The sequence below is a fragment of the Falsiroseomonas sp. E2-1-a4 genome (assembly GCF_051433165.1).
In the GTDB taxonomy this organism is placed as follows: Bacteria; Pseudomonadota; Alphaproteobacteria; order Acetobacterales; family Acetobacteraceae; genus Falsiroseomonas.
In genome coordinates this window covers 121,600-135,454 of record NZ_JBHMFS010000011.1, presented here as the reverse complement: position 1 = coordinate 135,454, position 13,855 = coordinate 121,600, and the positions used below count along the sequence as shown (strand labels likewise).

The following is a 13,855-nucleotide window of genomic DNA, read 5'->3' as shown; positions in this document are numbered from 1 at the left end:
GCCCATGTCCTCAGCGATCGAACCGGTAGCGGGCATAGACCAGGCCGCGCGTCTCGCTCCAATCCGCCGCCTGGTCGAAGCGCAGCGCGCCGCCGATGCGAAGCTGCGGCGTGATCATGTACTCGATGTCGCCGCGCAGCCCGCCGGTCAAGCCGGTCTTGGACTGTCCGGCATAGAAGGCATCCACATCGGCCTCACTATTTGCGCGCCCCTGCAGCGCCGCCTGCAGCCCGGCATCATTCGGGAACATGGCGGTGCGATCTTCCGTGAAGGTGGACACGCCGATGGTGGCGCCGACGCGGTAGAACAGGTTGTTGGAACGGCCACGCCAATCGATCGGCACATTCGCCGCGATGAAGCTCTGCGGGCTGAAATAGCCGCCATGGCCCAGCGTGAAGAAGCGCAGGTTCTTGTCATAGGCGAAGTAGACGAGGTCGAGCCCGGTGACGAGTTCCTCGGTCGCGGAACGCCAGATCGGCGTCTGGAAGCCGGCCCCGGCCTCCATGCGGCTGTTCTCCGCCACACCCTCGCCGGACATGGTGAAGTAGCCGCCGGCGACGTAGAAATTGGTATCGCCGTTGCTGAACTCGATCTGCGCCCGGCCGCCGGTGCGGACCACGCCGCCCCAGACGGAGCCCTGGCCCGGGTCGCGCAACCCGCCCCAGGACAGCAGGCTGTCCGTCATGGCGCGGCGTTCCGCGGTCAGCCGCAGCCGCACGCCATCGCCGATCTCGGGCGCGATCTCGATCCCGCCGACGACATTCTCCCGCAGGAAGCCCAGCGGCGTGGTGCCGATATCCGCCGTGAAGCCGTTGCGGGCATAGGCCGCGCCGAGCGCCACGCCGCTCTGGCTGGCTTCGGTGTTGCGCGCCTGGTTCCGCTGCTGCTGGCTCAGCGTGCCCTGAAGCCCCGGCAGGGTCAGCGGGAAACTGCCGAAGCGCCGCATCGCGGGCAGCGTGCCGGACAGATCGCCATTGTCGAGGGTGACCGCGCTGGCGCGTGCCGTCAGCCGCCCGCCGACGCCCGGCACAGCGATGCTGCCTTCCGCGCCGACATGGGTTTCGGTCAGCGCGTCGATGCCGTCATCGCCGGACCGCACGCGCACGCCGAGCGCCGGCGTGATGCGCGGCGCGGATTCCTGGCGGACCTCGCCAAGCTGGCGGTTGATTTCGCTCAGCAACGGGTCGGCCGGCTGCCCCGGGGCGACCCCGAACCCCTGCACCTGGGCGAATTGTTGCCCTTGCATCTGGCCCTGCATCTGGCCCTGCATGGGCCGCTGGGCCGGCATCTGGCCGAAATCCTGGCCGGACAGCGGCACGCGGCGGAACGGGTTCTCATAGCCTGGCTGCGCCGGCTGGCCCTGCGGCACCATGGAGCCGCCCAGCATCCCCGGGGTCTGGCTCACGCCGATCTGCTGGCGGCGCATTTGCGCGGCCGCTTCCAACGCGTTGCGGGCGCGGCGCTGATCACCCCAGGCGCGGGCGAGGCGGGCCTCCAGCAGCGGGATGCGTGGATCATTCGGCATCAGCCCGCGGCCCTCGGCCAGCAGCGCCTCCGCCCGGCTCCAGTCGCGATTGGCAATGGCGGCGTCCATCGCCGCCTGGCGCGCATCCGTGTTCCGGGGGTTGCGCGACAGCACGGCCTCGGCAATGCGCCCGGCCTGCTCGGGTTCCTGCGCGCCCTGGTACAGCCGGGCGAGGGCCAGATTGGCGGCCGGATTTTCCGGGTTCTGCTGCAAGGTCGGCAGCAGCACGTCGAAGGCCGCCGCCTGGTTGCCGCGCTCATTCAGCTGGTCCGCTGCGCGGATCGACAGGCCGGCCGAGATGTTATTCGCCTGCCGGCGCTGATCCGCCGTCAGCCGCCGCGCATCGATGGACTGGGCCGTCTGCGCCGCTTCCTGGTTCAGCCCCGCCTCCAGCAGCGTGGTGGCTGCCGCAAGCTGCGCCGTGGGCGATTGCCCGCGCGCCGCAATCGCATACATCCGCGCCGCTTCCTGCGCACCGCGCGGGTCATTGATGGCGTTCAGCGCGCGCACCGCCGCGGGCCCCGCTTCCCCGGTCGGGTCACGGCGAGAGGCGATGGCGATCAGCCGCGTGCGCGCCTGCTGGCGCTGCCCGGTCCGGGCCAGGGCCGCAGCCGCCTGCACCTCCCCCTGCACGCCGGCCGAGACCAGCAGCCGGTTCTGGTCGGCATTGCGCGCCCGTGCCGGAATCCGCTCCAGAAGCTGCACGGCCTGCGCCGGGCGGCCCTGTTCCTGGGCGAAGATCGCCGCGGCATGTATGGTATCCGGCGTCGCCCGGCTGGCCACCGTGGCGCCGATCAGCTGGTTCGCCTCGGCGGCCTGGCCGGAGCGGGCCAGCAGACGGGCGAGATCGAGCCGCGGCCAGGGATTGTTCGGGTCGTTCTGGATGGCGGCGCGCAGCAGGGCACTGGCCGCCTGCGGGTCATCCGTGCGCTGCGCCTCGGCACGCAGCGCATCGGCGCGCACCTGGGGTGCGTTGGTGCCGCCGATACGGCGGAACACCTCCTCGGCTTCCGCGAACTTGCCCTGTTCCTGCAGCGAATTGGCGAGGCCCGACAGCGCCGCGCCGAAATTGCCGCGGCGTGCCAGCGCGGCGCGATAGCGCTGCTCCGCCAGCCCCGCATTGCCCTGGCGCAGCGCGATGTCGCCCAGCAGCGCCTCGGCATCCGGCCGGTCGCCGCCATTGCGGGCGACGATGCGCGCCAGCAGTGGCTCGGCGGAGGATATGTTCCCGGCCTCCACCAGATTGCGCGCCGCCTGGATATCCGGCCCCGGCGCACCGCCACCACCGACCGCAGCGGCAGGCGCCGCCGGGCGCTGGCTGGCGCCACGCAGCGCCTGGTCCCAGGCGGAGCGGCGCGACGGATCGGCCTCGATCGCCGATTGGAGCAGCCGCCGCGCTTCGGCCTGGCGGCCCTGGCGCAGCCGGATCAGGCCCATGCCGCCCAGCCCATCCGGGTCATTCGGCTCGACCGCCAGCAGGGCGGTGAAGCGATCCTCCGCCTCCCGCAGCCGTCCGGCGTTGAAGCTGTTCCAGGCCTCGACGCGGGCACCGCCCACCGCATCCACAGCGCCCGGCGGCGGGTTGCGCGCCTGGTCCAGCCGCTGCTGGATTTCGGCATCATTGGGGAATTGCCGCAGATAGCCTTCGAGCGGCTGCACCGCATCCGGTCCCGGGCCGATCCAGGTCAGGGCCTGGCGCCAGGCGGCGGATGCGCTCTGCCGGCTTTCCGGCTGGCCGGACAGGCGGCGCAGTGCCTCGATCCCCTGGGCACGGGTTTCCTCGCGGTAGGTCAGCACCTGGGCATTGGCGAGCTGCGCCGCGGTGTTGGAGGGGTTGCGCCGGGTGAGCTGGCCCAGCCCATCCCGCGCCTCACGCCAGCCGCTCTCGGTCCCGGCCAGCGCCTGATAGTATTCCAGGGCGAAGCTGTCCGGCACCGGGCCGCCACCGAACAGGGCGCGATAGCGTTCCACCGCCTCCGCATTTCGGCCGGCCTGAGCCAACTGGCGCGCCTGCGCCAGGGCGCCGGCATCCACCGTGGAGGTCCGCACCGCGACGCTCGCCTGCACCGTGCGCGGGTCGGCCGGCGCCGATTGCCGCAAGGTGCCGAGCGCCTGCTGCGCCTGCGCCACATTGCCAAGCTGCGCCTGCGCTTCCGCCATGCCGGCCAGCGCATCGGTGTTGCGCGGGTCCACTTCCAGAATGCGTTCCAGCGTGCGGACCACCTGGTCCGGCCGGTTCTGCAGCTTCCAGTAATTCGCCTGGTCCAGCAGCGCGGCCACGCCGCGATCCTGGGCCAGAGCCGGCGCGGCGATCAGCGCGGTGCATAACAGGCCGGCACGAAGCGTGCCGGTGCGCAACTTCCACATCGTCAGTTTCGTCATGTGGTCCTCGTCCGGAGACGGATGGCCGCGCGACGGCGCAGCGCCCAATAGGCGGGGATGGCAATGATGGCACAGGCAAGCGCCAGCAGCAGCAGCAGCAGATCCGGGCGGGTCTGCAGGAAGTATTGCGGCCAGATATAAGGTGGCAACGTCCCCACCGTATAGTTGCGGCCGAGCGTGAAGCCGGTAATCCGCCCGGCCGAGAGGATGGCAAGGTCGCCCTGCACGCGCGGCGCCTGTTCCGGGTCGCGCAGCGCGGCCAGCATCTGCTCCAGCCCCTGCGGCGTCGTCCCGGTCAGCGCCACGACGGATTTGCCGGAACGCAGCGGGCTTTCGAAGCCCAGCAGGATGCCGAGGCCGTCGCCGGTGGAGGTCAGCATCGCCTGCGCCTGTTCGCGTGCCAGCCGCGGCTCGCTACCCAGGAACAGGTTGCGGAACCCCTCCAGCGCATCGGGCAGCGCCACGGACAGCCGGTTGCCCTGCAGCGTTACCGGCCCATCCTCGCCCAGCAGGCGCTCCAGCGCCGGCTGGCGGCCGAGCGTGCCGATCACCAGCAGGTCGCGCCCGGCCACGCTGTCCAGCGCCCCGCTGCGCACCACCTGGATGCTCGTGGTGGCGTGGCCGACATGGCTGGCCAGGCGGCCCATCAGCGTCAGGAAGCTGGACAGCTCCACCTCACTCGGCTGGTCCGGCAGCACCGCCGCCGTGTCCGCGAAATCCGCCATCCGCGTGAAGGGGAAGCCGGAGCCAGCGAAGAAGGCCAGGTTCGGCAGCGTGGTGAAGCGGTGGGCATCGGACAGGTCGATGGTGCTGTCCGGGTCGATCCCGGCCCGAACATCCGCCGGCACCGCGATGCAGTCGCCACGATGCAGGGGGCGCATGTCGAAGCGCATCTGCAGCTCATTCATGCCGAAGATCAGGTAGGGCGGCAGGCCGAAGCGACCGGTCATGCGCTCCGACTGGCCGAATTGCCGGCTGAGCAGGGACAGCGGCCACGGCGCATCCACCTCGCGCAGCGGCAGGCTGCGCAGATAGATGTCGTTCAGCGCGATATCGAGGCGAGAGACCGCGACATCCATGATCGGGCCAGGCGGGGACCGGTAGTGCAGTTCCACCGGAAGTGGCCGGCCACGCCAGGTATAGAGGTCCGGCGCCGTACGGAACGGCACCGCGATCGGCCCGGGCGCGTAGCCGAAGGCCTGGAGTTCGGAGGGGTCCACCAATTCACCCAGCCGAACCGGCCGGTCGCTGCGGACCCAGCGCGGTGCGTCATAGGGCTGCCGCGGCGGAATGCTGACAGGCTGCACCACGGCAATTTCGCCGGCCAGCGCTTCCTTGCTGCCGGCCAGCACGGTCGCCGCCTGGGCGGCTTCCGCGCCGGTACGGCCACCGATCACCAGGATCAGCCCGAGGCGGTCGGTCGGATTCTGCACCAGGGCGAGCGTCGGACCATCGAAGCGCGGCAGCGCGAGGCCGGGGACATTCTCGTTGCCGCCGACAACCACCACCGCATTGCCGCGCTGCGGCACGGTGAAGGAGACGGGGAAGCTGGCGCCGCGGTAGTCTGCCTGCACCGCGAACCAGGAGGCGACGGTCGCCGCCGCCTGCAGGCTTTCGTTGCTCGCCGCCTGCGGCAGCACCACCGGCAGGGACAGCGGTTCCCGCAGCAGGCGCGGATCGAAGAACGGCTCCGGCAGTCGCGCCAGGTCCCGCTGCAGCGGCAGGCGCTCCAGCGTCAGCTGCAGGGTCGAGAGGTCCGAGATATTGGCCCAGAGCAGGCCGGAGAGCGGGTCGTTGCACTCCAGCGTGTAGCGGCCGGTGAAGCGGAAGTTCAGCCGGTTCAGATCGGCGAAGAACACCGGGTTGATCGGGAATTCCAACGGGCCGAAGGCTGGGCGGTTGCGGTCGGGGTTGATCACGCCGACGAACTGCTCGTTCAGCGCCATCGAGATCTGGCTGTATTCCGGGATCAGCGCCGGGCTGGTCGCGCCCTGCAGCACCAGCCGGGCGCCCGTCACCACCTCATCGCCGCGCACGCCGAACAGCACGCCCTGCAGATCCGAGGTGCCGCGCATCTGCATCGGTGCGCGCAGGCCAAGCTGACGCAGCGTGCGGGATTCCGTGCGGGTGGAGCCGAAGTCGCCGGTCGGCGCGCCGAAGCTGCCGACCTCGGGCCCACTGCCGAAGGCAGGCTGGGCGAGCGGCAGTGGCGGCAGACCGGTCGGCGGCGGATTGACCGGGCCGATCGCGCCAAGCTGGCCCGGCTGGCCGAACGGCGCCGGTTGTCCGAACGGTGCGGGCTGGCCGAACGGCGCGGGCTGGCCGAACTGCACCGGTTGGCCGGAGGGCGCGGGCTGGCCAAAGGGCGAGCCCTGCACCTGCAGCGGGGAGGCGGCGCCAAGCGGCACCGCGCCGGACTGGGTGGAGGGCGCCCCGAAGGTGCCGATGCCGGGCGATTGCGGCGTCAGCGTCAGCGGCAGACCCTGCGGGCCCGGCTGCAACGGCGCCGGCGGCGGCGGTGCGCCGCGCAAGTTCACCTGCGCCAGCGCAACGCCCGGCGCCGAGAGCGCCAAAGCGAGCGCCACGGCCGCGGCACGGCGGATGACGCTGCTTTCGCCGCGGGCACGGCGCGCGGGCAAGGCCGGGGCCTCCGCCGCGTCTGGCGCGCTCGCCTCGATGGCCGGCGTCTCGGCAGTGCGGACCACCACCTTCTGGCGCTGTTGACGGCGGGTGAAGAAGGAGAACTGGCTGTCTCCGCGGAACAGGCCGCCGATCGAGCGTGCCACCTCGCCCAGGCTACGCAGTGGCTTATCCTCTCGCACGTCGTCCCAATCCACCCATGCATCCGCGCGGCCGAGCACGGCGCGCACGATGTTGCCCTCATCATGCAGGGTCTGCGCCGCGAAGCGCACCTGCATCCGGTCATCCTGCCAGCGCAGCACCTCGGCCGGAATCGCCACCCATTCGGGGCCGACATCCAACTCCAGGGTGATGGCCGCGTCATCCGGGACATCGGCCGGCCGCGGGATCGCGACGGCCGCGCCGCCGAGCGAAAGGTCCATGGTCTCGCCTTCCACCACGCGGCCATCGGCCAGCACCACATTCGCCGCGACCACGGCGCCGACGCGGGCGCGTTCGCGCACCTGGCGGCGTTCGCGGCCCACGGCCAGACCGGCGAGCACCACCACGAAGGACAGCGTCGCCCACAGGAAGTTCAACGCGAAGGCCTGGAAATCCAAACTGTCCACGGCGTTCGTCGTCAGCCCATAGATGCCGGACAGCAGTCCCGCGATCAAAGCCAGGGCCAGCACCATGTTCGGGCCCACGGCACGCAGGTCGAAGAAGCCTTCCTGCAGCGTGCCGCCCTTGTCGGTGACGTTGAACTTGCCCTTCTTCGGGTCCAGCAGCGTCGCCAGCATCACCGGGATCAGATACAGCGCCAGCACCGTCTCGTAGATTTCCGACCAGAAGCTGTGCCGCACATGGCCGGACAGCCGGCTGGTGGCGCCCACCGAATGCAGGATGTGCGGGCCGGCATAGGCGATGATGGCCAGCGGCGACGCCGCGATGATGCTCTCGCCGAACAGCAGGAAGGCCAGCGGCGCGGTCAGGAAGACGAAGCGCGGCAGCGGGAACAGGAAGTGGAATTGCGACATGAAGTAGCAGCAGCGCTGGTGGAATTTCAGCCCCGCGCCCAGCATCGGATTCTCGATCCGCAGGATCTGGATCATGCCGCGGCCCCAGCGCATGCGCTGGCCGATATGCAGCATGAGCCGCTCTGTCGCGAGGCCGGCGGCCAGCGGCACGCGGAGATAGGCGGTGCGCCAGCCGCGCCGCTGCATCTTCAGCGAGCAGTGGCAGTCTTCCGTCACCGTCTCCGTCGGCACGCCGCCCACTTCCAGCAGCGCCTCGCGCCGGATCACCGCGCAGGAGCCGCAGAAGAAGGCCGCGTTCCACAGGTCATTGCCCTGCTGCACCATGCCGTAGAACAGCAAGCCTTCATTCGGCACGCGCTCACCGGAGGCCAGGTTCCGCTCGAACGGGTCAGGCGAGTAGAAGTGGTGCGGCGTCTGCACCATCGCGAGGTCGCGGTCGCGCAGCAGCCAGCCCACGGTCAGCTGGAGGAAGGCGCGTGTTGCGACGTGGTCGCAATCGAAGATACAGACGTATTCGCCGTTCGTGACCTTCAGCGCGGCATTGATATTGCCGGCCTTGGCGCCCTTGTTGTCGGGGCGGATCAGGTAGTTGCAGCCGACCTGTTCACAGAAGCGCCGGAATTCGTCGCGCCGCCCGTCATCGAGCAGGTAGACATTCATCTTGTCGCGCGGCCAGTCGATCGCCAGCGCGCCATAGATGGAGGGCTTCACGATCTCCAGCGGCTCGTTGTAGCTCGGGATGAAGACGTCGATGGTCGGCCATTCATCCGGGTCTTCCGGCAGCGGCACCGGCTTGCGGTCCAGCGGCCAGATCGCCTGGAAATAGGCCAGCAGCATCGTGGTCACGGCATAAACCTCGGCCAGCAGCAGGCCGGTGCCGAGAAAGGTCTGCATGAAGCTGGTGAATTCCAGCGTATCGACCAGGCGCCAGTAGATGTAGCGCATGGACACCAGGCAGGACATGAAGACGATGAAGATCGTCATCGCCCGGCCCGGAATGCGGTTGGCCACCAGAAACAGCAGGAAGCCCGCCACCGCGAGCCAGGCCTGCTGTTCTGCCTGCAGCGGTGCCACCGTGAAGATCAGCCCGATGATCAGGCTCAGCGCCATCAGCGGCCAGGAAACCCAGCGCCGTGCCCAGGGCCCGCCCCGGAACGCTCGGCCCTGGCGCAGGGACTGGGCAAAACTCATCGCGCGCCCCAACCCATGGAGAAGCCCTCGGGCGCCGCCGGCAGCGCGGCCTCGACCGCGCGGGCGATGCCGCGGATGTCTTCCGCGGCGCGGCTGTCGGGCGCGATTTCCTGCACCAGCTTCTGCATCGCCAGCGCCTCGGCCATCGTTTCATCGCGCGTCACGGCGCCGAGCAGGCGCGGGCCGAGATGACGCGCCACGGCATCGGCGGCCGCGCGGGACAGTCGCGAATTCAGATCCACCTCGTTCAGCACCACGCGCAGCCGGCCGGCGAACAGCGCCGCCATGGTGCCCGAGCCGAGGAACCGGCCGCTGTCGATGTCCGGGATCAGCGCGGCGCTGATCGCTTCCGCCTGCAGCACCGCGATGACCATCGACGCCATCGGCACCAGCACCGCCAGCGCATGCGAGGGGCCGGGCGAGGTATCGGCGATGACGGTCAGGCCGGGGTCGGACAGGATGGAGCGCATCGGCGCCGCAAGCAGCTCCGGGTCCCGCTCCAGCGCCGCGGCCAGGCCGAGCGCGCCGCGCAGTTCCATCGCGCCATGCGGCAGCACCTTCACGCCGGATGCTGTCTCCCGCACGCAGCTGCGCCAGTCGGGGCGGCGCGGCAGATCGGCGGTGAAGCCGCCCATATCCGTCAGGGGCACACCGAAATGAAGCCGCAACGTGTTCTGCGGGTCGAAGTCCATGACCATGACCCGACGACCCTCGCGCTGCAGCGCGTCGGCGAGGTTCGCGGTCAGCGTCGTCTTGCCGACGCCGCCCTTGGGGGACGCAAAACAGATTAGCGGCATGGGCGAGCGGTGCCTCCCGGCAGTTGGAACATCAGGCGTCGAGTGGTTCTGCGCGTGGGGGACGGCGCAGGGCTTGGAAGGCATCGGCCGACTCGGCCGGATCCGCGGCGAGAAGGCGCAAAAGTTCCGATAGGGGCAAGTCTATCTCGGTAGCCATCAGGACGGCGGGCGGCGGCCGCGCGGGCGGCTCCGCCGGTGGCGCTTCCTCCGGCACGGGGTCCCGCGCCTCGGCCAGGGCGGAGCGGCGGGCAAGCAGGCCGCCGGGCAGGTCCAGCGCATCGATCAGCGGAAATGCCGCATGCGGGGCGCCAGGCTGCGAGGCATGCCGCGAAGCCGGTGGGGCGGAGGACAATTCCGCCAGGGTGGACAGCGCCGGGCGCAGTGCGGGGGGCGCCGGCATGTCGGCGGCCTGCAGCAGGGTCATGTCGCTGAGACCGAATACCGCCGGGGCGGCCGCGGCTGGCGGCGCCTTCGGCGGGGTCGCCACACGGGCGGGCGCGGCTGCAGGCGCGTCAGGTGCGGCCACAGGCTCTGCCACCTGGACCGGCGCGGGCGTCCAGCCGGCGGCCTCGGGCCTTTCCGGCGGCGGCGCAGCCGGCTCCGGCTGCCGAAGGACAGGCGGCGGCGGAAGCGGCACCGGTATCGGGGGTGGAGGCGGTGCAGGCTCGGGCAGGCTTGCCACCGGCTCTGGCTCCCGGGGTGGCGCCGGCCGCTCCGGCTCCACCCAATGCTGCGTTGGCGGCTGCGGGGCGGGCCAGGCCTCGGCGGCGGGCTCCGGCCAGGTCTGCGGCTCGGCCACCGGTTGGGCCGGCGCCGACCATTGCTGCACCGGCTCGGCCCAGTTCTGGGTCGGCACCGCCTGCGGCGAGGGAGGCTCGGACCAATAGGGCTGGGCAGGTGCAGGGGCCACGGATTCGGAAACCGGCGCGGGCGGGGGCATCGGGGGCTGCCAGGGTTCGGCTGGCGGCATCCCCTGCTGCTGGCCGATCTCCGCCGCCGCATTCATGGCGGCGCCGAGCAACGCATAGGGATCGGCCTCCGGCACCGGCACAGGTGTACGGACCGGTTCATTGCCGAAACTACGGTAACGGATAGCGGGCGCCCGAAGCGCCGCGGCGACGCGGGCAACATCCGTATCTTGGCGCATAAAAAAACCCCCAATCGCACCGCAACATGCCGTGGCTGCGACGGTTAGGGAATACCTAATCTCGACCGCGCAGGCACTTCTAGATCGAAGCTGTCAGCGAGTCTCGCCAAGCGAGACGGGCGAGCAGCGACAAGATCGCTGAATAGTAGTCCTGCGCCTCATCCACCGAGGATTCCGGGGGTGAACTCGTCGCATCTGCATGCCTCGCGATCGTCAGTTGCGCCACCGCACGTATTCCGGGTGACGCTCCATAGGGTGAGACCGTATCGGCGGCGAAATCGGTCCAGGCGGGCATACGCGTGTGGCGCGGGTCGGTCCAGAAGCGCGCGGCGCCCACCGCGGCGGGCTCCCGCCCCAGCCCGGCCCATGCCAGGTACAGCGGGACCCGCACCGCGTCATAGGAGAACCGCGTCGGCCAGCCCGGTGCGGGTGAGGGCCGTCCGCCGCCGCGCGGCAGCGCCACCCAATCCGCCGGCAGGCCCCAGCGGCCGAAGCGCGCCCGGCGCATCAGCGACAATCCATCGGAGGCGAGCCGCAGCCAGATCGGGTCCGGCACCGCCTGGGCCAGCGCCCGCAGCGCCGGGAAGGCGTAGTAGGAGGGGTTGAGCACGACATGCTCGCGCTGCTCGAACCCCGCCGCGCCCGGCAGCAGCACCGTCTCGTCCCCCACCTGGCGGACCAGCAGGCGCAGCACATCCCGCGCAACGGCCACGCCCTGTTCGGTGTAGGCCTCGGACCGCCAGCGCCGGCCGGCGCGCAGCAGCGCCCAGGCGAACATCAGGTCGCCATCCGTGGCGTTGTTCGGGTCATCCACCTGGCCGACCCCGCCAAAGGCATCCGGCCGGAACCGCCAGGACAGCAGCGCATCGCCGGGGCGCGCCAGGGTGCGGGTGGTCCAGCTCAGGATCTGGTCGAAGGTCTCCCGGTCCAGCGCCTGTTCGGCACACAGCAGCGCCCAGCCCTGGCCCTCGCTGTGGGAGATGCCGTTGTTGAAGGTATCCACCACCCGCCCATCCGGGCGCACGAAACGGGTGCAGAAGGTGCGCCACACTGCGGGGTCCAGCGCCGGGCCGCGGGGGCTGGGCGGCCCGGGTTCCGGGCGCGGCCCCCTGCCTGCATCCATGGTGGCAAGCGCCGGCGCCGGCAGGGCCGGTGCGGCGGCAAGAGCGAGCAGCGTGCGGCGACGGAGGATCTGGGACATGCGGACCTAGGGTCGCAGCAGCAGGTGAAGCGAGGGTTGATATTCACAGTTAACAACCTTCCCCTGCGCGAGTCCACGTAATTGCCCGTATAGGTTGCATTCCTTATCGTTCCGCCGACAGCACCCCAAACCCGCGCGGCGCGACCGGGCTTTCTCAGCCCTTCGGCAGCGGCGCGCAGGCCTGCATCAGCCAGCCTCGCGCTTCCTCCGGCAGCAGCGGGCCGATCCGCTGCGCGACCGCGCGGTGATACGCATCCACCTGCGCCCGTTCCGCTGCGGACAGCATCGCCCCCTGGATCAGGCGGCGGTCATAGGGCGCCCAGCTCAGCGTCTCGAAATCCAGGAAGGGCTTGGCCTGGCCGGGCAGAGGGGTGGCCTGGCGCACCAGCAGCAGGTTCTCGATGCGGATGCCATAGGCGCCGGGCAGGTAGAGTCCCGGCTCGTTCGACAGGATCATGCCCGGCTTCAGCGGCACCGGTCGCGCCGCACGGCTGATTCCGGCCGGCCCTTCATGCACCGAAAGGAAGCTGCCCACGCCGTGGCCAGTGCCGTGGTCGTAATCCAGCCCCGCGGCCCAGAGCCGCTGGCGCGCCAGCGCATCCAGGTGAACGCCGGCCACACCCTCCGGGAATCGCAGCGCGGACAGCGCCAGGTGGCCCTGCAGCACCATCGTGTAGCGCGCGGCCAGCTCGGCCGGGGGCGCGCCCGGGCCGGTCCACAGCGCGCGGGTGATATCCGTGGTGCCATCCCGGTACTGCGCGCCGCTGTCGATCAGGTAGCATTCATCCGCGCGGATCGGCCGATCGGTCTCCGGTGTCGCGCGATAGTGGATGATGGCGCCATTCTCACCGGCACCGCTGATAGCGGGGAAGCTTTCGGCCACGAAATGCGCGCCGTCCGCCCGCAGCGCCAGCAGCTTCGCCGCCGCCGAAAGCTCCGTCTCCCGCCCCGCCGGCGCGGCGCCGGCGAACCAGGCGAGGAAGCGGCACAGCGCCACCGCATCGCGCAGGTGGGCAGCACGGGCACCGTCCTGCTCCACCGTGTTCTTGCAGGCGCGCGGCAGGCGGCAGGGGTCTTCGCCTGCCACCACCTCCGCCCCCGCTGCGCGCAGGCGCTGGCCGAACCAAGCGGGCGTCACCTCCGCATCCAGCCGCACCCGGCGGCCGGCCAGGCCCTCCAGCACGCCGGCCAGCGCCTCCGGCTTGCGCAGGGCCACGCCATTGCCGAGATGCGCCAGCAGCGCAGCATCGGCGCGCGCGGGGTCGAGAAACAGATCCACCCGCGCATCGGCATGCAGCAGCGCCATGGCGAGGGCGAGCGGTGTGTGCGGCAGGTCATCGCCGCGGATGTTCAGCAGCCAGGCCACCGCATGGGCATCGGCCAGCACCGCGGCATCCTGCCCGGCTTCGCGCAGCGCGGCGGCGGCTTCCGCGCGCTTCGTACCGGAATCCTGCCCGGCGAATTGCAGCGGATGCGGCACGGCCTGGCCCGCCGGCGGCGCAGGGCGGTCTGCCCAAACCGCATCGACCGGATTGCCCTCCAGTGGTACCAGAGTGCCGCCGGACTCCGCCAGCCGATCCAGCGCGGCTTGCGGGTGCAGCCAGGGGTCGTAGCCAATACGCGCGCCCGGCGCCTCCGCCTTCAGGAAGGCGGCTGGCGGTTGGTCCAGCAGATGCCGGCGTTCCCACAGCGCCGGGTCGGTCTCCGCCGCCGCCTGGGTGGTGTAGCGGCCATCAACGAACAGCACCGCGCGGTCCCGCAGCACCAGGGCCAGCCCGGCACTGCCGGTGAAGCCAGTGAGCCAGGCCAGCCGCGCCGCGGAGGGCGGTACATATTCACCAAGAAACGCATCCGCGCGCGGCACCAGAAGGCCGTCCAGCCCCTGGCGCGCCAGCTCCGCGCGCAGCACAGCGAGGCGGTGGGAGGGTGAGGTTTCCATCGGCTGGTTACCGAAGC

Annotated in this window: 6 protein-coding genes; all 6 read right to left on the bottom strand. The window is 71.0% G+C overall.

Going from position 1 to position 13,855, the window contains the following annotated elements:
* Positions 1-10 precede the first annotated feature (10 nt).
* Positions 11-3,907, bottom strand: a complete 3,897-nt coding sequence (locus tag ACFHNC_RS13970) for a cellulose synthase subunit BcsC-related outer membrane protein (protein ID WP_437169832.1) — start codon at positions 3,905-3,907, stop codon at positions 11-13.
* Positions 3,904-8,754 (bottom strand): UDP-forming cellulose synthase catalytic subunit, encoded by a 4,851-nt coding sequence (gene bcsA, locus ACFHNC_RS13965; protein WP_437169831.1) that lies wholly within the window; start codon positions 8,752-8,754, stop codon positions 3,904-3,906. Before bcsA ends, ACFHNC_RS13970 begins: the two co-directional genes overlap by 4 nt.
* Complete coding sequence (gene bcsQ / locus ACFHNC_RS13960) at positions 8,751-9,551, bottom strand: cellulose biosynthesis protein BcsQ (RefSeq protein ID WP_437169830.1); 801 nt, start codon at positions 9,549-9,551, stop codon at positions 8,751-8,753. Before bcsQ ends, bcsA begins: the two co-directional genes overlap by 4 nt.
* Before the next feature lie 31 nt (positions 9,552-9,582).
* Complete coding sequence (locus tag ACFHNC_RS13955; protein WP_437169829.1) at positions 9,583-10,698, bottom strand: hypothetical protein; 1,116 nt, start codon at positions 10,696-10,698, stop codon at positions 9,583-9,585.
* A gap of 79 nt (positions 10,699-10,777) precedes the next feature.
* Positions 10,778-11,899, bottom strand: a complete 1,122-nt coding sequence (locus tag ACFHNC_RS13950; protein ID WP_437169828.1) for a glycosyl hydrolase family 8 — start codon at positions 11,897-11,899, stop codon at positions 10,778-10,780.
* Between the two features lie 154 nt (positions 11,900-12,053).
* The gene (locus tag ACFHNC_RS13945; RefSeq protein WP_437169827.1) at positions 12,054-13,838 is read right to left on the bottom strand and encodes an aminopeptidase P family protein; all 1,785 of its coding nucleotides are present in this window, start codon (positions 13,836-13,838) and stop codon (positions 12,054-12,056) included.
* Positions 13,839-13,855: the final 17 nt, after the last annotated feature.

Excerpts from the sequence above, each read along its gene's own strand:
- ACFHNC_RS13970 (WP_437169832.1), bottom strand. The coding sequence starts at position 3,907 with ATGACGAAACTGACGATGTGGAAGTTGCGCACCGGCACGCTTCGTGCC.
- bcsA (WP_437169831.1), bottom strand. The coding sequence starts at position 8,754 with ATGAGTTTTGCCCAGTCCCTGCGCCAGGGCCGAGCGTTCCGGGGCGGG.
- bcsQ (WP_437169830.1), bottom strand. The coding sequence starts at position 9,551 with ATGCCGCTAATCTGTTTTGCGTCCCCCAAGGGCGGCGTCGGCAAGACG.
- ACFHNC_RS13955 (WP_437169829.1), bottom strand. The coding sequence starts at position 10,698 with ATGCGCCAAGATACGGATGTTGCCCGCGTCGCCGCGGCGCTTCGGGCG.
- ACFHNC_RS13950 (WP_437169828.1), bottom strand. The coding sequence starts at position 11,899 with ATGTCCCAGATCCTCCGTCGCCGCACGCTGCTCGCTCTTGCCGCCGCA.
- ACFHNC_RS13945 (WP_437169827.1), bottom strand. The coding sequence starts at position 13,838 with ATGGAAACCTCACCCTCCCACCGCCTCGCTGTGCTGCGCGCGGAGCTG.